24 protein-coding genes are annotated in these 23,079 nt (G+C 63.7%); 13 read left to right on the top strand and 11 right to left on the bottom strand.

Annotated features, from left to right (window positions below; all coding sequences use genetic code 11):
* Positions 1–1,040, bottom strand: a 1,040-nt coding sequence (locus tag LQT98_RS12355; RefSeq protein WP_231462581.1) for a methyl-accepting chemotaxis protein, incomplete at its 3' end; no start/stop codon positions are given.
* A gap of 306 nt (positions 1,041–1,346) precedes the next feature.
* On the opposite strand from LQT98_RS12355, the gene LQT98_RS12350 reads away from it, so the two are divergent.
* Positions 1,347–2,744 carry an amino acid permease gene (locus LQT98_RS12350; RefSeq protein ID WP_231462580.1) on the top strand — a complete coding sequence of 466 codons (1,398 nt, stop codon included), beginning with the start codon at positions 1,347–1,349 and terminating at the stop codon, positions 2,742–2,744.
* 53 nt (positions 2,745–2,797) lie between these two features.
* Here LQT98_RS12350 and LQT98_RS12345 read toward each other — a convergent pair whose 3' ends face one another.
* Positions 2,798–3,241: a hypothetical protein gene (locus LQT98_RS12345; RefSeq protein WP_231462579.1), complete on the bottom strand. Its 444-nt coding sequence runs from the start codon at positions 3,239–3,241 to the stop codon at positions 2,798–2,800.
* A gap of 419 nt (positions 3,242–3,660) precedes the next feature.
* Here LQT98_RS12345 and LQT98_RS12340 point away from each other — a divergent pair, with 419 nt between their 5' ends.
* Together LQT98_RS12340 and LQT98_RS12335 are read left to right on the top strand one after the other, a co-directional pair.
* Entirely contained in the window at positions 3,661–4,002 is a 342-nt protein-coding gene (locus LQT98_RS12340) for a DUF6616 family protein (RefSeq protein ID WP_231462578.1), read from the top strand.
* Positions 4,003–4,450: 448 nt separating this feature from the next.
* Positions 4,451–4,963, top strand: a complete 513-nt coding sequence (locus tag LQT98_RS12335) for a GNAT family N-acetyltransferase (RefSeq protein WP_231462577.1) — start codon at positions 4,451–4,453, stop codon at positions 4,961–4,963.
* A 98-nt stretch (positions 4,964–5,061) separates the two neighbouring features.
* Here LQT98_RS12335 and LQT98_RS12330 read toward each other — a convergent pair whose 3' ends face one another.
* From LQT98_RS12330 to LQT98_RS12315, 4 genes are all read right to left on the bottom strand, one after another.
* On the bottom strand, positions 5,062–5,829 hold the full coding sequence (locus LQT98_RS12330; RefSeq protein ID WP_231462576.1) for a hypothetical protein: 768 nt from the start codon (positions 5,827–5,829) through the stop codon (positions 5,062–5,064).
* Positions 5,830–6,168: 339 nt separating this feature from the next.
* Complete coding sequence (xseA, locus tag LQT98_RS12325) at positions 6,169–7,521, bottom strand: exodeoxyribonuclease VII large subunit (protein ID WP_231462575.1); 1,353 nt, start codon at positions 7,519–7,521, stop codon at positions 6,169–6,171.
* A 413-nt stretch (positions 7,522–7,934) separates the two neighbouring features.
* Positions 7,935–11,339: a transcription-repair coupling factor gene (mfd, locus tag LQT98_RS12320; RefSeq protein WP_231462574.1), complete on the bottom strand. Its 3,405-nt coding sequence runs from the start codon at positions 11,337–11,339 to the stop codon at positions 7,935–7,937.
* Positions 11,329–11,541 (bottom strand): hypothetical protein, encoded by a 213-nt coding sequence (locus LQT98_RS12315; protein WP_231462573.1) that lies wholly within the window; start codon positions 11,539–11,541, stop codon positions 11,329–11,331. Before LQT98_RS12315 ends, mfd begins: the two co-directional genes overlap by 11 nt.
* Positions 11,542–11,624: 83 nt before the next feature.
* Between LQT98_RS12315 and LQT98_RS12310 the strand changes: the two genes are divergently transcribed.
* From LQT98_RS12310 to rplI, 9 genes are all read left to right on the top strand, one after another.
* On the top strand, positions 11,625–14,927 hold the full coding sequence (locus LQT98_RS12310; RefSeq protein ID WP_231462572.1) for a bifunctional diguanylate cyclase/phosphodiesterase: 3,303 nt from the start codon (positions 11,625–11,627) through the stop codon (positions 14,925–14,927).
* 68 nt (positions 14,928–14,995) lie between these two features.
* Positions 14,996–15,751, top strand: a complete 756-nt coding sequence (rlmB, locus tag LQT98_RS12305; RefSeq protein ID WP_048410934.1) for a 23S rRNA (guanosine(2251)-2'-O)-methyltransferase RlmB — start codon at positions 14,996–14,998, stop codon at positions 15,749–15,751.
* A 178-nt stretch (positions 15,752–15,929) separates the two neighbouring features.
* On the top strand, positions 15,930–17,426 hold the full coding sequence (locus LQT98_RS12300; RefSeq protein WP_231462571.1) for a multicopper oxidase family protein: 1,497 nt from the start codon (positions 15,930–15,932) through the stop codon (positions 17,424–17,426).
* A gap of 107 nt (positions 17,427–17,533) precedes the next feature.
* Positions 17,534–17,860 (top strand): metal-sensitive transcriptional regulator, encoded by a 327-nt coding sequence (locus LQT98_RS12295; RefSeq protein ID WP_048410932.1) that lies wholly within the window; start codon positions 17,534–17,536, stop codon positions 17,858–17,860.
* Positions 17,861–17,885: 25 nt separating this feature from the next.
* Positions 17,886–18,188, top strand: coding sequence for a hypothetical protein (locus tag LQT98_RS12290; protein WP_231462570.1), 303 nt, complete (start codon positions 17,886–17,888; stop codon positions 18,186–18,188).
* 330 nt (positions 18,189–18,518) lie between these two features.
* Positions 18,519–18,896, top strand: coding sequence for a 30S ribosomal protein S6 (rpsF, locus tag LQT98_RS12285; RefSeq protein ID WP_048410930.1), 378 nt, complete (start codon positions 18,519–18,521; stop codon positions 18,894–18,896).
* An 18-nt stretch (positions 18,897–18,914) separates the two neighbouring features.
* Positions 18,915–19,214, top strand: coding sequence for a primosomal replication protein N (priB, locus tag LQT98_RS12280; protein WP_048410929.1), 300 nt, complete (start codon positions 18,915–18,917; stop codon positions 19,212–19,214).
* 5 nt (positions 19,215–19,219) lie between these two features.
* A complete protein-coding gene (rpsR, locus tag LQT98_RS12275) occupies positions 19,220–19,447 on the top strand; it encodes a 30S ribosomal protein S18 (protein ID WP_011137185.1) in 228 nt (75 codons plus the stop codon).
* Between the two features lie 22 nt (positions 19,448–19,469).
* Entirely contained in the window at positions 19,470–19,919 is a 450-nt protein-coding gene (rplI, locus tag LQT98_RS12270; protein WP_231462569.1) for a 50S ribosomal protein L9, read from the top strand.
* Positions 19,920–20,000: 81 nt separating this feature from the next.
* Here rplI and LQT98_RS12265 read toward each other — a convergent pair whose 3' ends face one another.
* Together LQT98_RS12265 and LQT98_RS12260 are read right to left on the bottom strand one after the other, a co-directional pair.
* Positions 20,001–20,336 (bottom strand): DUF2322 family protein, encoded by a 336-nt coding sequence (locus LQT98_RS12265; protein WP_048410927.1) that lies wholly within the window; start codon positions 20,334–20,336, stop codon positions 20,001–20,003.
* A gap of 539 nt (positions 20,337–20,875) precedes the next feature.
* On the bottom strand, positions 20,876–21,427 hold the full coding sequence (locus LQT98_RS12260; protein WP_231462568.1) for a hydrolase: 552 nt from the start codon (positions 21,425–21,427) through the stop codon (positions 20,876–20,878).
* 173 nt (positions 21,428–21,600) lie between these two features.
* On the opposite strand from LQT98_RS12260, the gene LQT98_RS12255 reads away from it, so the two are divergent.
* Positions 21,601–22,104 carry a GNAT family N-acetyltransferase gene (locus LQT98_RS12255; protein WP_048410925.1) on the top strand — a complete coding sequence of 168 codons (504 nt, stop codon included), beginning with the start codon at positions 21,601–21,603 and terminating at the stop codon, positions 22,102–22,104.
* A 43-nt stretch (positions 22,105–22,147) separates the two neighbouring features.
* Here LQT98_RS12255 and LQT98_RS12250 read toward each other — a convergent pair whose 3' ends face one another.
* From LQT98_RS12250 to LQT98_RS12240, 3 genes are all read right to left on the bottom strand, one after another.
* Positions 22,148–22,315: a hypothetical protein gene (locus LQT98_RS12250; RefSeq protein WP_197081514.1), complete on the bottom strand. Its 168-nt coding sequence runs from the start codon at positions 22,313–22,315 to the stop codon at positions 22,148–22,150.
* Between the two features lie 237 nt (positions 22,316–22,552).
* The gene (locus LQT98_RS12245; RefSeq protein WP_231462567.1) at positions 22,553–22,750 is read right to left on the bottom strand and encodes a hypothetical protein; all 198 of its coding nucleotides are present in this window, start codon (positions 22,748–22,750) and stop codon (positions 22,553–22,555) included.
* A 147-nt stretch (positions 22,751–22,897) separates the two neighbouring features.
* On the bottom strand, positions 22,898–23,062 hold the full coding sequence (locus LQT98_RS12240; RefSeq protein ID WP_197081513.1) for a hypothetical protein: 165 nt from the start codon (positions 23,060–23,062) through the stop codon (positions 22,898–22,900).
* Positions 23,063–23,079 lie beyond the last annotated feature (17 nt).

Below are 23,079 nucleotides of genomic sequence, written 5' to 3'. Positions count from 1 at the left end.
TGCTCGCCGGCGCGCGCCGCCTCGATCGCGGCGTTCAACGCTAACAGATTGGTTTGATAAGCGATATCGTCGATGATCAAAACCTTGTTGGCGATATCCCACATCGCGCTGATGGTTTCGTCCACCGCCTGGCCGCCGGCCGCCGCGTGCTTGCTGCTGTCGCTGGCCATCTGGTCCGTGTTTTTGGCGTAATCCCGATTCTTCCACACAAAGGAAGAAATCTGCTCCAGGCTGGCGCTGCTCTTGTCGATATTGTTGGCCTGCTCCGATGCCTGCTGGCTCAGCGTGTCCACCGCCTGGCTGATCTGACGCGCGGCATTGGCCAGGTCGGCGGAAAAGGCGTCGATATGGGCGAGAATGCCGGCCAGCTTGCTCACCAGCCGCCGCGTCGATTCCGCCAGGTCGCCCAGCTCGTCCCGGCTGTGGTGGCGCGGCGGCGCGGTCAGGTCGCCGTCGGCGATCGCGTGCAGCGCCTGGCTCACTTCGCGTATCGGCTGCTGCAGCAAGCGCCGCAGCAGCAGCGACAAGAGCAGTAGCGTGGCCAGGTCCAGCAGCAGGATTTCCGCCGCCACCCGCCACAGCACCGCGCGCAGCTGCTGGCGGATGCCGTCGGTGGAAACCTGCAGGGTCAGTTTGCCGACCTGGCGCGTGCCGGCGCCGTCGTGGAAGACGATTGGAAAGCCCTGCGTCAGGTCGGCCTCCGGCGGCGGCGCGCCGCCGCTCAGCAATGCGCCCCCGGCATCGCGGCGGTAGCCGGCGAATGCCGCGCCGTTGGCGTCGCGCACGAACACCCCGCTGAGCGCGGCCATGCTCATTTCCGCCTCCACCACCCGCCGGCCCTGGGTATTGTCGAAGTTCCACATCGGTCCGGCCAGATTGGCGGCCAGCCGTTTGCCGACCGCGGCCACCTCGCCGTCCAGCGCGTGACGCAATTCCTGCTGGGTGCGCCAGTAATCCAGCGCGCCGAATATCGCCAGCAAGACCGACATGATGAGCATGAAAACCAGTTTGAGTTTCATGCCTATGCTGTTGTACCGCATGGCTTCGCGCTCCAGGTTCTGGCAATGGATTCAATGCTTTATTGATAGCAGTTGGGACCGCCGCGCGGGCGACAAGGACGGCTGACGCCGGCTTGCGCGCCGCGATGCGCCATCAAACGCCGCATTTATGCTTTTTGTGCGCATGCTTATTCTGAAACATGACATGACAAAGGTCTTGAGGTAATCTCGAGCCCCTGTGTTATGGGCCATAACGACAATCCCAAGCCATAGCATCGGCGGCGGCGCGGCCACGCGGCGCTCCTGCCATCACCCTTACGCAATACAAAGACAGTTAAAGGAGCAACTATGCAACCTGCTCAAGACACCCTGCATCGGGGTTTGGAAGAGCGGCATATCAACCTCATGGCCTTGGGCGCCACCATCGGCGTCGGCCTGTTTCTGGGATCGGCCACCGCCATCAAGATGGCCGGTCCCGCCATCATGCTGGCCTATGCGCTGGGCGGTTTCGCCATCTTCCTGATCATGCGCGCGCTGGGCGAAATGGCGATCCACAACCCGGTGGCCGGTTCCTTCAGCCGCTACGCGCTGGATTACCTCGGCCCCTTGGCCGGCTACCTGACCGGCTGGAATTACTGGTTCCTGTGGCTGGTCACCTGCATGGCGGAAATCACCGCCGTCGGCGTCTACATGGGCATCTGGTTCCCGGACATTCCTGCCTGGTACTGGGCGCTGGCCGCGCTGGTGGCCATGGGCGGCGTCAACTTCATCGCGGTCAAGGCCTATGGCGAATTCGAGTTCTGGTTCGCGCTGATCAAGATCGTCACCATCGTGCTGATGATCATCGGCGGTCTGGGCATGATCGTGTTCGGCCTGGGCCACGGCGGCGTGGCCACCGGCATTTCCAATTTGTGGAGCCACGGCGGCTTCATGCCCAATGGCTTCAGCGGCGTGCTGATGTCGCTGCAAATGGTGATGTTCGCCTATCTGGGCGTGGAAATGCTGGGCCTGACCGCCGGCGAAGCCAAGAACCCGAAGAAGGCACTGGCCCGCGCGGTGGATTCGGTGTTCTGGCGCATCCTGATCTTCTACATCGGCGCGCTGTTCGTGATCCTGGCGATTTACCCGTGGAACGAGCTGGGCACCCGCGGCAGCCCCTTCGTGCTCACCTTCGAGCAGCTGGGCATTCCCGCCGCCGCCGGCATCATCAACTTCGTGGTGCTCACCGCCGCGCTGTCTTCCTGCAATAGCGGCATCTTCAGCACCGGCCGCATGTTGTACAACCTGGCCCAGCAACAGCAGGCGCTGCCCATTTTCGCCAAGGTGTCGCGCCAGGGCGTGCCGGTGTTCGCGCTGTTGATGTCGGTGTTCGCGTTGCTGATGGGCGTGCTGCTCAACTACCTGGCGCCCAAGGAAGTCTTTACCTGGCTCACCGCCATTTCCACCTTCGGCGCGATCTGGACCTGGGTCATCATCCTGCTGGCCCAACTGCGCTTCCGCCGCACCCTGAGTCGCGAACAACTGGCGACGCTGGCCTACAAGATGCCGTTCTGGCCGTATGGCTCCTATATCGCCATGGGTTTCCTGGTCTTGGTGGTGGGCTTGATGGCTTACTTCCCGGATACCCGCATCGCCTTGATCATCGGCCCGGGTTGGCTGGCCTTCCTGGTGGTGGCTTATTATCTGTTGGGCTACAACAAGCGCAGCGCCGAGGAAGTGGCGCGGCTGGCGCAGAACGCTCGCTGAGCGCGCGCCGCCGTCTTGTCAGCCCGCTCTCTTGGAGCGGGCTTTTTTGCGTCTTAGCGCGGCAGCCAGCTGCCGCTCAGCGAGTAATCGCCGGCTTGCTGCCGCGTGGGGCCGCTGAGCGGATGGGCCGGCGGCGGCGCGTGCTGCCCGCAGTCGCTCTGGCCGAAGCAGCGCGGCAGCGGGTTGAAGCCGGGGCAGCCCGGCGGCGGGTTCGCACCGATGCAGTGCTGCATCCGCTCTTTTTGCGTCCGTTCCAGCAGGCTGGGGGAGCGTATCTCGGCCTTGACCGAAAAGTCGGGCCCGGCGTCCAGGTTCTTCAATTGCACCGCGCCCTTGTACTTGAGCGCTTTATCGGTTTTGTCCTTCGCCTTCATCGACGGCTTGGAGCGCGTTTCCCACGGATCTTTGACGGCGAAGTCGTAAGAAGGCAGGGGCGCCGCCGCCAGGCTTGCGCTCAGGGCTGCCAGCGACAGCAATAGGGCTTGTTTACACTGCATGATGAATCTTTGTCCCGCGATGGCAATGCCGACGGCGACCCGGGCTGCTGCCAGGCAGCGGGTTCGCGCGCGGAATGCTCTTGTTGGAGGAGTGGCTGACGCGGCTGTCGCCGCGATGGCTGGAGTCCGCCCGCCGAAGGTGAATAGAAGCGGGCGAATGCTTTTTATAACATCAAAGTTTTTCAGCTGGCAATAAGATGCAATGACAGGCGCAGCGGCGCGCGGCTTAATCAGTGGGCCGCGGCTTAGAACGTGTTTACGATCTCGCGAGCTAAGGCGAGGCAAGGCGAAAACAGCGGAGAAAGCGGAATGTACAGGTGGTACATGAGCATTTTGAGCTTGTTTTCAACGCCGTATCGCCGACGCGCAGCAGATCGTAAACAGGTTCTTAGGCCGTTCACACTCACGGAGATTCTCTAATGGCGCACTACCTGGTGGAACTGTACAACCCAAAGCCGGCCTGGCTGGCCCTGAGTTTTTTGCACCGCACCGACTTCCTGGATCAGGTCAAAAGCAATATCGAGGCGCTGCCCGGCCTGGGCATTCAACTGCTGACCTTGAGCCAGATCGCCGCCGACGCCGATCAGGCGGCGCCCTATCGCTTCCTGGGCGTTTGGAGCCTGCCTGACCAAGAGGCCTGTGAGGCGATGCTGGCCGGCATCCGCGCCAGCGGCTGGTACGATTATTTCGATCACGTCAACGCGGTGGGCGTGGCCGGCAGAGTGGACGTGCACTTGGCGGACCTGTTGCAAGCCAAGTGAGCGCTTCGCGCATCAATGCAAAACCCGGTTGAGGCAGGCGGTGAAAACATTTTCGAAATGCTGATGTGCCACGTGTACATTCCGCTTTTCAGCCGCAAGGCCTTGTCTCGTTCTTGCCCGCGAGACCTTGAACAGGCTCTTAGAACGTGTTTACGATCTCGCGAGCTAAGGCGAGACAAGGCGAAAACGAGTGAAAAAGCGGAATGTACAGGTGGTACATGAGCATTTTGAGCTCGGTTTCAACGCCGTATCGCCGACGCGCAGCAGATCGTAAACAGGTTCTTAGGGTTCAGGCTGACCCGGTGCCGTCAGCAGTTGTTCGAAAGCATTGTGTGCTTAGTGCATGTCCAAGCATCCGGCGGCAAGGGCGGAACAATGCGAATGGCGTTGCCGGATGTGGCGGCTTGGCTTAGGGTGGCTTCATCGCTCATTCACTGCCGGCATCGCCATGTCCTTGCTTCTCTCCGAATCTCCGTCACTGTTTCAAATCCGTTCCGCGCTGGCGCAGGATGCCGAAGGTTTGATCCAGCTGCATTTCCGCGCGGTGCAGGCGATAGCGCCATCATTCTACCCATCGCCAGTGCGCGCAGCCTGGTCGCCGCCACCCAGTCCCGCGCGCGCCGCGTGGATGCGGCAGACGATTGCCGCTCCGGAACGGCGGGTGCTGCTGGCTGCGGCCGAGGGCCGCTTAGGCGGTTTCGCCATCTGCGCGCCGGAACAGGGCCTGATGCAGGCGCTGTACGTGGACCCGGCCTGCACCGGCCTGGGTTTGGGCCAGCGCCTGTTGGGCGCGGCGGAAGAGGCGATGCGGCAGGCCGGCTGTGCTCGCGTCACGCTCAAGGCATCGCTGAACGCATTGGGTTTTTACCAGGCCATGGGGTATAGGCTGGGAGTGGCGGCGCGGCAGCCGCTGGCCGATGGCGTGGAAATGGACTGCCGGGAGATGGACAAGGCTCTCTAGCGAAGTGTCTGGCTAGCCAATATCTGGCCCTTGGGCGTGTCGGAGCCGAGGTGTTCCGCGCAACGCTGCAAGGCACTGCTGAACGATGGTGAACCGGTTCAAGGGTGTTTCGCCGCGATATAGCTGCGGCAAAAGCGCGCGGTCATGCCGGCGATCAGCGCGCTGGCTTCGGCGATGTCGGTCATCACGCGCTTGGGCGGCGGGTTTTCCGACGCGCCGTGGCGCGCATAGATGCCGAGAATGCTGGTGTTGTTGCAGGCGGCGGTGAACAGGCTGAGCTGCTCCGGGTCGGCGAAGGCGTCGATGGCGGCGCCCATGGCCTTGGCATGGTGTTTGACGCTGTCCAGTATCTTGTACAAGGTGCTCCAGGTCAGCACTTTTTCCAGCGTGGTGCAGGTGGAAATCAGGCCCAGCAGGAAGAGCAGGTCGCGCAGATCGGGATCGCGCTTGCACAGGTAGAGCAGGTGGGACGGGTAGCGCTGGCGCGGGTTTTCGTAGCGGGTGTGGATCTGGTCTATCCTCGGGTTGCGGCTGAACGGGTGTTCTTCTATCTGTTGGGCGCTGATGGAGTGAAAGCCGCCGTCCTCGTGGGCGCTGAAGCCCAGAAACTGGATCGGCATACTGTTTATATTGCCGGTGGCGGCGCGCAAGGCGCCGTTGAGCAGCAGTTGCAGGCTGTAGAGACGTTGGGAAACGTGCTCGGGATCGTCCAGTTCGTCGATATGGCGGGAATAGGCGTAGAACTGCATGCCGATGTGGTCGTTTTCATAGCCCAGGTCGATGTCGTTGCCGAAGAAGTTGTGGGCGAGATCGGGGTAGTAGCCGCCGGCGGCGACGGTGATTTCCCACTTGTGTACTGGCGACATGAGGCTTCCCTAGCGGAGACTGGAGGGGGCGGACGCGGGCCGCGCTAGGGGCCGGATGCTAGCATAGCTTGAACCCAAGCGCATAAATTGCTTGAGCCTGCGAGACTTTGGTCATGCCCGGCGCAGCATTGATTGGGGGGAGAGGATGGCGCTTGAAGTTTTAAGCCCGGCGCCGGCGTTGCCGGCCCGGCATGGCAATGGTCTGCTATGGGCACACCGGGCAGTGGGAGGATGTCATGCTGGCGCTGGCTGAGCGTCCTCTTGGATATTTCTGATCGTAAGCGGCAATGGGGGTGTGCGGCTTTTCGCCGGCGCCCGCTTGCGCGGGCGCCGGCGGCGTCAGAACAAGCTGGGTTGCGCGCCTTGCGGATGCTCGATCACGGCCTCGGTGCTGCCTTCCGCCAGCCGCAGGGAAACCCGCTCGTGGTTGCGCAGCTCGGCCGGGGATTTGACCGCGGTGCCGTCCTGTTTCTGCACGATGGCGTAGCCGCGGGCCAGCACCGCTTCCGGATTGAGCGCCAGCAGGGTGGCGGCCAGGGTGTCCAGCTTCTGGGCCTGGCGGCTGAGCAAGTCCTGGCGCGCGCGTTGCAGCCGGCCTTGCAGCCGCTCCAGCGTCTGGGCGGTGTGCGCCAGATCCGGTCGGTGGCGTTGCAGCTTGCTGTCCGCCAGTTGCAGCGCCCAGCGCCGTTGTTCGAACAATCCGCCCAGCCGGCGTTGCAGCCGCTCTTGCTGGCGCTGCAGCGCCTCGCGCTGACGCTGCAGTTTTTCTCCGGGGTGGGCCAGCCGGCGCGCCAGGTAGTCCAGTTGCTGGGATTTGTCGGTGAGCAGACGGCCGAGCGCGCGCTCCAGGCCGCGCTTGGCGGTTTCGAGCTGGGCGTTCAGGTGCTCGCGGCTGGGCGAGACCAGCTCCGCGGCGGCGGTGGGCGTGGGCGCGCGCTTGTCGGCGACGAAGTCGCAGATGGTGAAGTCGGTTTCATGGCCGACGCCGCTGACGGTGGGGATGGGGCTGGCGGCCACCGCGCGGGCGACGATTTCCTCGTTGAACGACCACAGGTCTTCTATGCTGCCGCCGCCGCGGCAGACGATGAGCACGTCCACTTCGCGCCGTTCGCCGGCGCGGCGGATGGCGTCGGCCACTTGCTGGGCGGAGCCTTCGCCCTGGACCTGGGCTGGGTAGAGAATCAGTGGGATGGCGGGCATGCGGCGGCGCAGCGTGCTGACCACGTCGCGCAGCGCGGCGGCTGCGGGCGAGGTGACGATGCCGATGGCGGCCGGGTGGGCCGGCAGCGGGCGTTTGCGCGCCGGGTTGAACAGGCCTTCCGCCTGCAGCTTGGCCTTGAGCTTTTCAAAGGCCTCGTACAGCCGGCCCAGGCCGGCGGAGCGCATCTGGTCGACGTTGATCTGGAAGTCGCCGCGCGCCTCGTACAGGGTGACGGTGCCCTTGAGTTCCACTTGCATGCCTTCGGCCGGGCGGAACGGCAGCTGCGCCACCTTGCCGCGGAACATCACGCAGCGCACCTGCGCGCCGCCGTCTTTCAGCGAGAAATAGGCGTGGCCGGAAGCGGCCAGCGTGAGGTTGGAAATCTCGCCGCCTATCCACATCGGCGGCAGACCGCTTTCCAGCAGGTCGCGCGCCATACGGTTGAGGGAGGAGACGCTGATGACGTCGTTCTGGGGTGCGGTAAAAAACATGGTTGTCAAGTGATCCACAGCGGAGGGCGGAAAAAATTTTCAGATAAAGCAAGTTGCCGTGCGCGTTGCGTAGCGTTTGATATCTGTTAAAAACACAATAAAATCAATAACTTGATTGTTTTCTTATCCAGGGTGGCATGCAGGTCGAAGCAGCCTGGATGCTGGCTTGAGAGCATATTTACACAGTTTTATCAACAAAGTTATCCACAGGGTTTTCGGTTTCAATCCAATGACAGTAATTTTTCCATAAAAAACAAGGATCAAGACGTTTTGCCTCAGAAACGCTGTCCTCGTTTGTCTTGATCTTGCTCAAGTAAGCGCTTTCTTCTTTCCTCTGGGCTGAATGCCGCTGGCTTGGGCGTGTCAGCCGTTTATGCCTTTGGCGTGACTGGTGGCGGGCTCCATATCAGGGTTTAGGCGCTCAATTCCTTCAGCAGTTCTTTCACCCTTACCACGCGCAGCGCCACATCGTCGATATTCGCCTCTACCCGCAGCTTGTCCTGGCCGGCCAGCTTGTAATTGCGCTTGGTCTGCAGCAGCTGGATGATCTTCATCGGGTCTATCGGCGGGTTCTTGATGAAATGAACCTGGATGGCCACTTCGCTGGCGTCCAGCTTTTGCACGCCCAGCGGCTTGGCCAGCAGGCGCAGGCGGTGGCTGTCTATCAGGGTCTTGACGGTTTGCGGCGGCAGGCCGAAGCGGTCTATCAGTTCTTCGTAGATATCGTCGATTTCCTGTTCGCTCTCGCAGGTGGCCAGCCGCTTGTACAGCACCAGCCGTTCGTGCACATCGGGGCAGTAGCCGTCCGGTAGCAGCGCCGGGCTATGCATATTGATTTCGGTGGTGACGCCCAGCGGCGCGTCCAGGTCCGGCGTGCGGCCTTTCTTGAGGTCGCGCACCGCTTGTTTGAGCATTTCGGTGAACAGCGCGAAGCCGACTTCCTGCATCTCGCCGGACTGGCCTTCGCCCAGCACTTCTCCGGCGCCGCGGATTTCCAGGTCGTGCATCGCCAGATAGAAGCCGGCGCCCAGTTCCTCGGACATCTGGATGGCTTCCAGCCGCTTCATCGCATCCTTGGTCATGCCGTCCGGCGTCAGCAGATAGGCGTAGGCCTGGTGATGGCTGCGGCCCACGCGGCCGCGCAACTGGTGCAGCTGGGCCAGGCCGAACTTGTCGGCGCGGTTGATCAGGATGGTGTTGGCGTTGGGAATGTCAATGCCGGTTTCGATGATGGTGGAGCACAGCAGCACATTGAAGCGCTGCTGCAGGAAGTCGCGCATCACTTGTTCCAGCTCGCGCTCGCGCAACTGGCCGTGGGCCACGCCGATGCGGGCTTCCGGCACCAGTTCCGCCAGCTTCTCCCGCATATTCTCTATGGTGTCCACCTCATTGTGCAGGAAGAACACCTGGCCGCCGCGCTTGAGTTCGCGCAGCACCGCTTCGCGGATCACGCCATTGGCTAGCGGGCTGACGAAGGTTTTCACCGCCAGCCGGCGGCTGGGCGCGGTGGCGATGACGGAGAAGTCGCGCAGCCCTTCCAGCGCCATCGACAGCGTGCGCGGAATCGGCGTCGCGGTCAGCGTCAGCACGTCGACATTGGCGCGCAGCCGCTTGAGCTGTTCTTTCTGGCGCACGCCGAAACGATGTTCCTCGTCGATGATGACCAGGCCCAGGTTCTTGAACTGGATGTCCGGCTGCACCAGTTTATGGGTGCCGATGACGATATCGACGCCGCCGTCGGCCAGGCCGGCCAGCGCGGCCTTGCTTTCCTTGGCGCTGCGGAAGCGGGACAGCTCGGCGATTTTCACCGGCCAGTCGGCGAAGCGGTCGGAGAAGTTCTGGAAATGCTGTTCCGCCAGCAGGGTGGTGGGCACCAGCACCGCCACCTGCTTGCCGCCGAGGACGGCGACGAAGGCGGCGCGCAGCGCGACTTCGGTCTTGCCGAAGCCGACGTCGCCGCAGACCAGCCGGTCCATCGGTTTGCCGGAGCACATGTCCTGCACCACGGCTTCGATGGCGCTGGCCTGATCCGGAGTTTCCTCGAAGCCGAAGCCGGCGGCGAAGGCGTCGTAGTCGTGGTGGGACAGGTTGAAGCTGTGGCCTTCGCGCGCGGCGCGCTGGGCGTAGAGGTTGAGCAGCTCGGCGGCGGTGTCGCGGGCTTTTTCCGCCGCGCGCTTCTTGGCTTTCTCCCAGGCCGGGTTGCCCAGCTTGTGCAGGTGGATCTGGTCCGCCGCGCCGCCGGCGTAGCGGGAGATCAGGTGCAGCTGGCTGACCGGCACGTAGAGGGTGGCGCTGTCGGCGTATTCCAGCTGCATCAGCTCGGTTTCGCCTTCGCCCAGGTCCATGGACACCAGGCCGACGTAGCGGCCGATGCCGTGCTGTTCGTGCACCACCGGATCGCCGGCCTTGACTTCGGCCAGGTCGCGCAGCATGGAGTCGGAACCGGCGCGCGCGCTCTTGCGGCGGGTGTGGCTGCGCGCCACGTGCTGGTAGAGCTCGGATTCAGTGACCACGGCGATGCCGGCGTCGGACAGCACGAAGCCGGTATAGAGCGGGGCCACGGCCAGCGCCAGCGGCATGTCGCCGGCGAGGAACTCCGCCCAGTTGTCCACCGGGCGCGGCTTGATGCCGTGCTCTTGCAGGAATTGATGCACGGTTTCGCGGCGGCCCAGGCTTTCCACCGTGATCAGGATGCGCTGCTGGCCACCGCGGATGAAGGCGTCCAGCAGATGCAGCGGGTTGTCGGCGCGGCGCTCCACCGCCAACGGCGGCAGCGGCGCGCAGCCGGCGGCCAGTTCGCCGTCGCCGGCCAGCTCGATGCGGGCATAGGGCTTGAGCCGCGCCATCAGTTCGTCCGGGCGCAGGAAGATGTCGGCCGGCGGCAGCACCGGGCGCTCGGTGTCGCCGCGCGCCATGTCGTAGCGGCCTTCCACGTCTTGCCAGAAGACGGTGGCGGCTTGCTGCACATCGTGGTGCTGCACGATCAGCGCGTCGTCGCCCAGGTAGTCGAACAGGGTGGCGGTGTCGTCGAAGAACAGCGGTAGGAAGTATTCGATGCCGGCCGGCCACAGGCCCTGGGACACGTCTTTATAGATGCGGCTCTTGCTGGGGTCGCCTTCGATGCGCTCGCGGTAGCGCTGGCGGAAGGCGGTGACGCCGCTGTCGTCGGCCGGGTATTCCCGTGCCGGCAGCAGGCGGATTTCCGGCACCGGGTACAGGGTGCGCTGATTGTCCGGGTCGAAGGTGCGCAGGCTGTCGATCTCGTCGTCGAACAGATCGATGCGGTAGGGCAGCGCCGAGCCCATCGGGAACAGATCGATCAGGCCGCCGCGGATGGAGAACTCGCCCGGGGCCATCACCTGGGTGACGTGATGATAGCCGGCGGTGACCATATTGGCGCGCAGCTGTTCCACGTCCAGCCTTTGCTTGGCTTGCAGGAAGAAGGTGCGTCCCAGCAGGTAGCTGATCGGCGCCAGCCGCGTCATCGCGGTGCCGACCGGGGCGATGATCACATCGCATTCGCGCTGATGGATTTGCCATAGCGTGGCCAGCCGTTCGCTGACCAGTTCGCCGTGCGGCGAGAAATGGTCGTAGGGCAGGGTTTCCCAGTCCGGCAGCAGGGCCACGCGCAATGCCGGCGCGAAGAACGGCGCTTCAGCTTGCAGGCGCTGCGCCGATTGCGCGTCGGCGGTGAGGATGAGCAGGGGGCGCCGCTCGGCGGCGAGGCGGGCGACGACGCTGGCGTCCAGGCCGGCGGGCAGGCGTCCGTGACGGGTTTTCTGGCTGGCGGGGGGAATCCGCGGGAGGTTATCCAACATGCAGCTTCACTGTTTTGGCGGTTACGGGCTTGGCGGTGTCGCGATTATAGCAGCCGTCCGTGATGGTCCGTTGCTTGGGCTTGCGCGCGGGGCGGCGGTCGGCGGAAAAGAGCTTGCGGGGTGAATATTTTTCATCGCCATTGTCTGGTTTGCGCGGACGATTGCATATATTGTATGTCAGCCGGGTGCTTTTGTTTTTCATTTGGCATGAATGTTGATAATACCTTGATGCGAAAATAATTTCGGCGCGCGGCGGGATGCCCGCGCGGATGGGGGCGGGGTGGAGTGACAGTCGGATCGGCCTGCCGGGACGCGGCGGTGTTTCTGGGGTTTCTGGCGTGCACGGCGTTCTGGCCGCGCGAGCCGGTATTGGGTTTTTCGCTGGCGGCTTTTCTGGCTCACGGCGTGTGGAGCTACCGCTTTTTGAGCCGCGGCTGGCGTCAAGCCTGGTGGTGGCCCTTGCCGGCCGCTGCCTTGCTGACATTGTGGTCGTCACCGCAATGGGCGGCTTTGTTGTTGATCAGCCTGTACGCGTTGGCGCCCGGCCTGTACGCGGCCGGTCTGCGCGGCGAGAAGGGGCTGGCGGTGCGCCAGCCGGCGGACCTGCTGCGGGTATTGCTGCGCCTGGCCTGCTATCCCTCGGTGCTGCTGGCCGGCCTGGCCGCCGGCGATGGCTGGCGCTGGTTCGGCATGGAGGGCTTGTGGTCGTGGGCGGCCCAGGCCTGGGGCGTGTCCGGTCTGGCGCTGTCCTTGTGCGTGCCGCCGGCCTTGTACGCGGCCGGTGCCGCGCCCACGCGGCGGCAGGCGCTGGAAACCGGCCTGATCATGGCCTTGGCCTGTGTGCTCTGGTTCAGCTTGCTGGGCAGCAGCGTCGCTTATTCGCTGCCTTGCCAGCTGGTGTTCTTCCCGCTGATGCTGTGGGCGGCCTTCCGTGTCGGCTTTCGCGGCGCGGCGTTGGTCGGCACCTGGGTGGTGGCGTTGTTGTCGCTGTATGTGCTGGCGCCGCAATGGACCATGCACGCCAGCGTGCTCAACGGTGCCAGCGAGGTGGCGCTGACCCTGGCCCTGAGCTGCGCCACCCTGTTGGTGTCGGTGCTGGCCGACGGTCACCGCCAGAACGAGAACGCGCTGCGCGAGTTCCGCGCGCGGGTGGAGTCCCTGGTCAACAACAGTCCCAATATGATGTCGCTGAAAGGGCTGGACGGCCGTTTCCTGCTGGCCAACGCCGCCTATGCGCGGCGGGTGGGGCGCGCGCCGCAGGGCATGCAGGGGCTGACGGTGGAGGAACTGTTCGACGGCATTGACGCCGCCCAGATCCGCGAGCAGGACGCGGTGGTGCTGTCCTGCCTGGAGCCGCGCCAGTTCGAGGAGAGCTTTCTGTTCAACGGCGTGCTCAGCCATCTGCTGGTCACCAAGTTTCCCTTGTTCGACGCCGATGGCCGCCCGGCCGGTGTCGGCAGCGTGGATACCGACATCACCCAGACCCGCCAGGAGCAGAAGGCCAAGCGCGAGGCGGAAGAGCGCTATCGCGCCTTGGTGGAGCAGTCGCTGGTGGGCATCTACATCCTGCAGGACGACAGGCTGGTGTACGCCAATCCCAAGCTGGCCGCCATTGTCGGCTACCCGCCCAAGGAGCTGGAAGGCATGGGCCTGGAGCAGTTGCTGGTGCCGGGCGAGGCGGTGCGCATCCGTCAGCAGATCGTCAAACGCTATCGCGAGAACATCGCGGTGCTGCAGTACGGCACCCGCGCGGTGCGCAAGGACGGCGTGGTGGTGGATGTGGAAATCCACAGCCGCTTGTTCGACTACGAGGGCAAGAAGGCCATCATCGGCGTGGTGATGGATATTTCCGAGCGCCTGGCGGCGGACGCCAATCTGCGGCTGGCGGCCAAGGTGTTCGAGAACTCGGCGGAAGGCATTCTGCTGATGGACGCCGAGGCGCGCATCATCGCGGTCAATCATGCTTTCAGCCGCATCACCGGTTATGCCGAGGCCGAGGCGCTGGGCAAGGTGTCGCGGATTTTCGGCGATCAGAAACAACTGGGCCGGCAGGCGATGCTGGAAGCATTGGCCGACGGCGGCCACTGGCAGGGCGAGATGCTGGACCGGCGCAAGAACGGCGAATGGTATCCGGCCGAACTGTCGATCTCGGCGGTGCGCGACGTCGGCGGCGAGCTCAGCAATTATGTGGCGGTGTTTTCCGACATCACCCTGCGCAAGCAAGCCGAGGAGCGCTTGCAGTTCCTGGCCAATCACGACCCGCTGACGCAGCTGCCCAACCGCAGCAGCCTGACCGCGCGGCTGGACGAGGCCATCATCAGCCTGGACTGCGTCAACGGCTCGCTGGCGCTGATGTTCATCGATCTGGACCGCTTCAAGCTGATCAACGACTCCTTCGGCCACCAGGCCGGCGACGAGCTGCTGCGCGAGACCGCGCTGCGCCTGCAGCGCGCCGTCGGCGCGCGCGGCCTGCTGGCGCGTTTGGGCGGCGACGAATTCACCCTGCTGATGACCGGCTTCAAGGACGCCGCCGCGCTGGTGGCCGCCGCCGAGGACACGCTGGCGGCGCTGGGCCAGCCGCTGCGGCTGGAGAACCACGAAGTCTACGTCACCGGCAGCATAGGCATCAGCGTCTTTCCCAACGACGGCACCGATGCCCAGACCCTGCTCAAGAACGCGGACGTGGCGATGTACCGCGCCAAGGAAGCGGGCAAGAACACTTATCAGTTCTTCGCCGCGGAAATGAACACCCAGACCTTCGAGCGTCTGCTGCTGGAAAATGGCCTGCGCCTGGCGCTGGAGCGCGGCGAACTGGAGCTGCATTACCAGCCGCAGGTGGAAGCGCTCAGCCGCCGGGTGTTGGGGGCGGAGGCGCTGATCCGCTGGCGTCATCCGCAGCTGGGCCTGGTGCCGCCGGCCCGTTTCATTCCGTTGGCGGAGGAAACCGGCCTGATCAAGCCCATCGGCGACTGGGTGCTGCAAGAGGCTTGCCGCCAACTGGCGGTCTGGGACCGTCAGGGCGTGGCGGTGCCGCGGCTGGCGGTGAATCTGTCGGCGCGCCAGTTCGAGCAGCAGTTGCTGCCGTTCAAGGTGGCGGAGGCGCTGCGCGCGGCGGGGCTGTCCGCGGCGCGGCTGGAGCTGGAGATCACCGAAAGCATGATCATGCAGAATCCCGTCGAGGCGGTGCGCCAACTGGGCGAGTTGAAGGCATTGGGCGTGGGCCTGTCCATCGACGACTTCGGCACCGGTTATTCCTCGCTATCCCACCTGAAGCGTTTTCCGCTGGATACCTTGAAGATCGATCAATCCTTCGTCGAGGGCCTGCCGGACGATGGCGACAACGCCGCCATCGCCGAGGCCATCCTGGCGCTGGCGCGCAAGCTGCAATTCCAGGTGGTGGCCGAGGGGGTGGAGCACGAGCGTCAGGCGCAGTTCCTCACCAGCAAGGGCTGCGCGGTGCTGCAGGGCTATCATTTCGGCCGCCCGGTGCCGGCGGCGGAACTGCCGGCCTTGCTCGCCGCCATCGCCGCCGCCGGCGAGCAGCGGCAACTGGCGCTGGCGTCCGGGGTGGAGGTGCTGGGTAGCTGAGCGCACGCCGGTTTTGCCCTCGGCGGCGGCGCGCTCTAAAATGGCGGGATTGTCATTCGAGAATCGCCATGAGCAACAAACGCCTGATCCACGGCTTTCACGCCATCAATGCCCGCCTGTGGCAGAACCCCAAGAGCCTGCTGGAGATCTGGTTGGCCGGCGGCCGCCACGACGCCCGCGCCAAGGCGGTGCTGGACAAGGCCGCCGAGGAAGGCATCAAGCTGCACATCGTCGACAAGGAGCGCCTGGACAGCATGAGCGGCAACGCCCGCCACCAGGGCGTGGCGGCGACGATAGACGCCAGCCGCAACTTCGTGCACCTGGACGACGTGCTGGACAATCTGAGCGAGCCGCCCCTGCTGTTGATCCTGGACGGCGTCACCGATCCGCACAATCTGGGCGCCTGCTTGCGGGTGGCCGACGCGATGGGCGCGCACGCGGTGATCGCGCCCAAGGACCGCTCCGCCGGCCTCAATGCGACTGTGTCCAAGGTGGCGTGCGGCGCCGCCGAGGTGATGCCCTATATCACGGTGACCAATCTGGCGCGCACGCTGCGCGACCTGAAGGACGCCGGCATCTGGATCGCCGGTACCACCATGGAAGCGGATACCGACCTCTACCACTGCGATGCCGCCGGCGCGCTGGCCTGGGTGATGGGCTCGGAAGGGGAGGGAATGCGTCGGCTGACCCGCGAGCATTGCGACGTGCTGGTGTCCATCCCGATGTTCGGCACCGTGGAAAGCCTGAACGTGTCGGTGTCCGCCGGAATGGTGCTGTCGGAAAGCCGCCGCCAACGCACGCTGGCCCAGGCCAAGGCCGATTGATCACTGGCCGCCCGCACCGCCAAGCCCCCGTCCTCGGGGGCTTTTTCTTGGGCGCGGGGTTTGACTGTGATCAGATGCGAGCCTAAAAAAGTAGACAGAATATGGAACCGATCTGGCGCCGCCGCAGTCTTGTTGATACCTTACCTGGGTATCCTATTTGCGAGAGGGGAGTGCAGTGATGGATAGACGTGGATTCATCGGCGCCGGCGCGGCGTTGGCTCTGGTTCCGTTGTTGCGGCAGGCCTGGGCGGCAACGCCCGCGGCGGTGGATCATGCGGCGATGGGGCATGGCGCGATGGGCGCCGAGACGATGCCGGCCGCGGCCGCTTTGGGCTTGCCGGCGGGCCTGGCTTTGCCGGCCCTGCCGCTGCTGCGTAATCAGAGCGCCTTGCCCGGCGTGTTCAGCGCGGCGCTCAGCGCCGGCGCGCAGGCCTTGCCCTTGTTGCCGGGCAAGCCCGCCACCGTGTTCTGGAGTTATAACGGCCAGGTGCCGGGGCCGACGATAGAGGTGTTCGAAGGCGACGAGGTGCGCTTGCACTTCGAAAACCGCCTGTCTCAGCCCACCACCATTCATTGGCACGGTTTGCCGATTCCGGCGGAGCAGGACGGCAATCCGCAAGACCCGGTGCTACCGGGAGGGAGCCGCGAATACCGTTTTACCTTGCCGCAGGGCTGTGCCGGCAGTTACTGGTATCACCCGCACCCGCACGGCCATACCGCCGAGCAAGTGTATATGGGCCTGGCCGGCGTGTTCGTGGTCAAGAGCCGCAAGGACCCGCTGGCCCACTTGCCGGAGCAAAGACTGGTGTTGTCGGACCTGAAGTTGGACGCCGACGGCAAGGTCGCGGCCAATAGCGACGCCGATCGCATGGACGGCCGCGAAGGCCAGTTCCTGCTGGTCAACGGCGCCTGGCGGCCGCAACTGACGCTGGGCGTCGGCGAGCGCCAGCGCTGGCGGGTCTGGAACGCCAGCAGCGCGCGCGTGCTCAAGCTGGCCCTGCCCGGCCACGAACTGGAACTGGTGGGCAGCGACGGCGGCCTGCTGCAGCGGCCGCACCGCGTGGACAGTGTGCTGCTGCCGCCCGGAGCGCGCGCCGAACTGGTGGTGACCGGACGCTTCGCGCCAGGTCACGGCGCCGGCCTGCTGGCCCTGCCGTATCGGCGCGGCAAGATGATGTCGGCCGAGCAGGACGTGAACCTGACGCTGCTGGAGCTGCGCCGGGGCACCGTCGCCAAAGCCACGGCGCAGCTGCCGGCGCGGCTGCGCGAAATCCAACCCCTGGGCGCGCCGGCGCTGCGGCGCAGGGTGGTGTTGTCCGAGGACATGGCCAATCCGCAGGCGATGTTCCTGATCAATGGCAAGACCTTCGACATGGAGCGGGTGGATTTCCACGGCAAGGTTGGCCAGGTGGAAGAGTGGGACATCGATAACCAGGCGGATATGGATCATCCCTTCCACATCCACGGCACCCAGTTCCAGGTGCTGGCGCGCCGCAACAACGGTGTCTGGCGCGAGGAAGCCTTCCTGGCCTGGCGCGATGTGGCCAATGTCTCCGCCGGCGAGACCTTGCGGCTGCGTTTCCGCCAGGACATGCCGGGCCTGCGCATGTTCCACTGCCACATTCTGGAGCATGAGGATGCCGGGATGATGGGCATGCTGCGGGTGCAGCCCTAGGCGTCCGCGCGCAACTGCGTCACAATGAGCCGTGCTTCCGTCCGCCGCCGGCGGGCGGAACAAGGCTTGGGATGGTTTGGATTAGGGTTTGGAGATTCGGGATCGACATGACGCGAGAAAAAACGCCGGACGGCTGCTGCGAAGAGCTGGCGCAGCTTTCCGACAAAACCGTGGTGCAGCCGGGCAAGGCGGCGCTGATCAAACGGCTGGCGCGCATCGAGGGCCAGGTGCGCGGCATCAGCGGCATGGTGGAAGCGGACCGCTACTGCGTGGACATCCTGACCCAAGTGGCGGCGGTGAAGTCGGCGCTGGACGCGGTGTCCATGCAATTGCTGGAAAACCATATGAAGGGCTGTGTGACGCGGGCGCTGCAGCAGGGCGACGCCACCGGCATGGTCACTGAACTGATAGACGTGGTCAAAAAAGTGCGCTGATCGGCGCGCGGTGAAGGATGCCAATATGAAACGCTTGCTCGCCGGCCTGCTGCTGGCCGCTTCGGCGCTGGCCACGGCCGCGCCCATCCCGTTCGAGGTGTATATCAAGTTGCACAACGGCATGTCCGAGGCCGAACTGGTGTCCCAGGCCGGCGCGCCGGATTACAGCAGCGACGGGCCGACCACCAAGACCAAGAGCGCGACGGGGGTGACCGAGTCCAATACCCGCGCGCTGTCCTGGATCGCCAACGACACCATTCCGTACACCACCACGGTGACGTTGCGCAATGGCGTGGTGGTGGATATCACGCGCGACAAAAAGCTCTGAGAACCTGTTCAGAGTCCGCTGCGCGTAGACGATGCGGCCTTGAAAACATCTTCAGAACCGCTCATATGCACACGAGTGCATTCCTATGTTTAGCCGTTTTCACCTATCCCGCTCTTGCGCGCCAGGTTTAGAACAGGGTCTGATGCCCTGTTTGGCGAGACGTGGGCTGACGCCAAGTCGTTGCCTGCGCCACAGAGTCACGACCACGCGGCGCGGAAGATCCTGATTTTATTTGCTTGTCGTCGTTTAAACGCGTAGAATGCTGCGGTTTCAACCCCTTGCCTTTTGCAACTGCATGGCAAAAGGCTTCAATAGCCACAAGGAGTTAACATGCGTCATTACGAAATCGTGTTCATCGTCCACCCGGACCAGAGCGAACAGGTTCCGGCCATGATCGAGCGCTACAAGGGCATGGTTCTGGCCGCTGAGGGCAAGATCCACCGTCTGGAAGACTGGGGCCGCCGTCAACTGGCTTACCCGATCCAGAAGCTGCACAAGGCTCACTACGTTCTGATGAACGTAGAGTGCCAGTCCGAGACCCTGGCCGAAATCGAACACGCCTTCAAGTTCAACGACGCTGTTCTGCGTCACCTGACCATCAAGCTGGAGCGCGCGGTTACCGAAGCGTCCCCGATGATGAAGGACGAAAAGGCCAAGAACCTGCTGGACGCCCAGCAGCCGGCAGCCGAGGCTGAAGCTTCCGCCTAATCGGCGAGGAGCGAGGTCTTGCAGAACCGTCTGGTACTGACCGCCACGGTCGACCGCGAGGATGCGCTGAGATACACCCCCGCCGGCTTGCCGGTGCTGGAAATGTGGCTCAAGCATCAGTCCAGACAGACAGCTCACGGTTTTGATCGGGATGTGGCCTGCGAAATACAGGCCGTGCTGATAGGCGAAGAAGCCCGGAAGTTTTCCGGGAAACTGGCGGGAAACACGGTGAATCTCACCGGCTTTCTGTCCCAGCGCAGCCTCAGGAATCCGCGGTTGGTACTCAATATCGAATATGTTGAATTTGTAAAAGGTTAGTCAAAATGGCTCGTCAACTCTTCAAGCGCAAGAAGTTCTGCCGCTTCACGGCAGAAGGCATCAAGGAAATCGACTACAAATCCGTTGATCTCCTGAAAGACTTCATCGCCGAAAACGGCAAAATCATTCCGGCTCGCATCACCGGCACCAAGGCCCGCTACCAGCGTCAGCTGACCACCGCTATCAAGCGTGCTCGCTTCCTGGCCTTCCTGCCGTACACCGACCAGCACTAAGCCGGGAAAAGGAACTTAAAAGATGCAAATCATTCTGCTCGAAAAAGTTGCCAACCTGGGTCAACTGGGTGATGTGGTTAAAGTCAAGGATGGTTACGGCCGTAACTTCCTGATCCCGCAAGGCAAAGCCAAGCGCGCTACCGAAGCCAACCTGAAACAGTTCGAAGCTCGTCGCGCCGAACTGGAAGCCAAGCAAGCCGAGATCCTGGCCGATGCCAAGGTCCGTGCCGAGAAGCTGAACGAAGCCGTTGTCACCATCGCTCAGAAAGCCGGCGTTGACGGCCGTCTGTTCGGCTCCGTGACCAACGCCGACGTGGCTGAAGCCGTGACCGCCTTCGGCGTTGCGGTTAAGCGCGCCGAAGTTCGCCTGCCGAACGGCCCGTTCAAGGCCATCGGCGAGTACGACATCGAGATCGCTCTGCATCACGACGTCGTGACCCCGATCAAGATCGTGGTGGTTGCCGAAGCTTAATTCCTGCTTTCAGGAACGCTTTAACAAAAAGCCCGCTCATTCGAGCGGGCTTTTTGTTTGTGCGCGCCTTGGCGCGCGGCGTCAATCGTCCTGGCTCAGCACCAGGCGCGCGCGCAGGCCGGGCGCATCGGCCTCGGCGATGGACAGCAGGCGGTCGATATTGGGGTGCTTGCCCGGATTGGCGCGCGCGTCCGGCGTGTGTTCGGCGTACAGTTCCAGGCCTTCGCGCGCGGCCTTGCGGTCGATGTGGCCGTGGCGCTTGATCAGCGCGTGATAGACGCGGACCGAGCCGGCGCTGCCGGGCTGATTGTCCAGCCGGCCGACCGGCTCGCCCTTGGCGTCCAGCAGCACGATGGCGTGGATGTCGTCGACGGCGGGCAGGGTGGTGAGGATGTCCTTGAAAGCGCTTGCTTGCATGATGTGGTTTCCTATTGTCTTTTTCGTGGCGGGCCGATGGCTGTGGTCCGTTGGGCTGGGGCACGGGGCGGGCTGGTTCTGGCGCGCCTTGATGTTAGGCGCGCGCCGGGCGGATAAAGTTCGTCGGGCGCGCGGCGAATGCACATTTTTGGTGCGGCTTGCCTTGTATTGGTGCAGTTCTTGCCACGATAGCGCCCATTAAAGCATGCTTGTCCTGGCATTGTGTTGCGAATTTGTTAAGCAATCAACAGCTTGGCGTTGAACTGTTAACTTGGCACGGCAATTGCTAGATTAAAGACGATCTGGTGATGATCGGGCCGCGCCCGGCATCTCGCGCCAGTCTCCAAAGGGGATAAGAGAGCGGCACAGCCGCCTTGGATCGGGGTCGATCGGCGAAGCCGGCGACCCCGTTTCGCTTTCTGCGCCTGGGCGAAGTCTCGCGCGTTAGATCGAGACAAGGCGTTGCGGCTGAGAAAGCGGAATGCACGCGTGGCGCATGGGCATTTCGAAGCCGTGCGCAACAGGCTTTGAACTGGTTTTCAGGGTTGTTCGCCCATCAGGTAGCACTGGCTCATCCGTTTGAAATGATCGCCGCCGGCCTGGCGCAGGCACTCGAACAAGACCATTTCCTTGCTGACGATGACGGCGCCGGCGTCGCGCATCCGCTGCAGGCCCAACTCGATGTCGGAAGCCTTGCGGCTGGACACCGCGTCCGCCACCACGAATACCTGTTTATCCAGCTCCAGCAATTCCAGCACGGTCTGCAATACGCAGACATGGGCTTCCATGCCGCAGACGATCACCTGCGGCCGGGATAAGACGGCTTCCGGCAGGCAGTTGGCGGCGACGCAGGAAAAATGGGTTTTCTCCACCACGGTCGGCGCCGGCGCTTGGGCCAGCAGTTCCGGCAGCGTGTGTCCCAGGCCGCGCGGGTATTGCTCGGAAAGCACCACCGGCACGCCGTTGTCGCCGGCCACGCCTATCAGCCAGCGACAGCGCGCCGCCATGCCGGCGGCGTCCACCACCGCCGGCGCCAGCTTTTCCTGAACATCCACCACCAGCAGGCTGGCCAGCTCCTTGTGCATCAGCATAAATGCGCTCCTTAGAGGTGTTGAGAGGGCTTGTCGCAACGTATCAGGATACCTGTTTTGGCCGGGACTTGCGCCGCGCTGAAATCGCTTTGTCATTTCCTCTTGCCGGGCTCGCCCGATTCCGCTGATGATGAGGAATGGATTGAATCGCGATAATCGACAGGAGATGAATTGTGCAGGAACTGCGTATCCGGAAAGTGGAGCCAGAAGATGCGTCCGCCTTGGCGGCGATGATGGTATTGGAGCCGGTGGTGGCCAATACATTGCAACTGCCCTATCAATCGGTCGAGGACTGGCGGCGGAAACTGGCGCAAACGCCGCCACATGTGCATTCCCTGGTGGCCTGTAACGCCGAAGGGCGGGTGATAGGCAATGCCGGCCTGATCGGTAACGAGCGTCCGCGCATCCGGCACGCGGCCAGCCTGTTCATCGTGGTGCACCCGGACTGGCATGGTCGCGGCGTGGGATCGGCCTTGCTGCGGGCCTTGCTGGAACTGGCCGACAACTGGCTGGGGCTGCTGCGGGTGGAGTTGGCGGTGGTGCATGACAACGAGCCGGCGATCGCGCTGTACCGCAAGTTCGGTTTCGAGTTGGAAGGACGGCGGCGGATGGAGCAACTGCGCGCCGGTCGCTATGAGGACACCTTGATCATGGCGCGGCTGCGCCGGCCGGAATGACAAAGCGCCTGCGTAAGCAGGCGCTGGCCTGGCGTTGCTGGGTTTATTTGCCGGAGGCGTCTTGCGCCTGCGGCGCCTGTTGTTGCTGTCCTTGCAGTTGCGCATCCATGCGCGCGCGCATTTCCCACATATTGGAGAGTCCTTCGCCCGCCAACGCGGCGCTGGACAGCAGGATCAGGGACAGAGTGGTCAGTACGGTTTTCTTCAGCATGATGTTTCCTTTCATGACAGATTGACCGGTCGACCGGTGCGGCGCTGAGCGTCGACGGGGTCGGCTGCGGGCCTGGCAAAGCCCGCCGCGATGACGGCTGGTTTTGCTCTTGAATTCTAGTGAATGCCGACGGCTTGTCTGCTGAAAGCAGGTGGCAATTTGCTAAGGAATATGTGCCGCCCAGGCTTGGCGGCGCGGTCCTTCGCCGCGATAGCGGCGGAAGGGCGCGATATCGGCTCAGCTCTTGCTGCCGGCGTTGTCCTGCTGGGTGCTGGCTTGTTGCTTGCTGTCCTGCTGGACAGCGGCCTGCTGGGCTGCGATCTGGGCATCCATGCGCGCGCGCATTTCGCGGGCATTGCTGGCGCCTTCGCCGCCGGCCATGGCGGCGCCGGACAATAGCAGCAGGGACAGCGTGCTCAGTATGGCTTTTTTCATGATGGTTTCCTTTCGCGACGATCTTGCCCGCATGGGCCGGCTTGCGGCGGCTTGGGCTTGAGTCGATATTCTATGGCGGGCCTGGGCGCCGTGCGGTAAACGATTGTGCGGGTGTGCTAATGAGTTTTGATCGCGTTTACAATGTGCTTATTTGCCGGCTTGGGCGGTTTGCGCCGGGGCCTGCTTGGCGGCGATCTGGGCCTGCATGCGCTCGCGCATTTCACGGGCATTGCTGGCGCCCTCGCCGCCGGCGGTGGCGGCGCCGGACAACACGATCAGGGACAGGGCGGCGATTACGGTTTGTTTCAGCATGGGGAATTCCTTGTAAA

Origin of the sequence: Chromobacterium aquaticum, from assembly GCF_021129195.1 — a bacterium.
GTDB classification, from domain to species: Bacteria; Pseudomonadota; Gammaproteobacteria; order Burkholderiales; family Chromobacteriaceae; genus Chromobacterium; species Chromobacterium aquaticum.
Note: the sequence above shows the minus strand (reverse complement) of the source record. Positions and strands in the feature narration are given on the sequence as shown.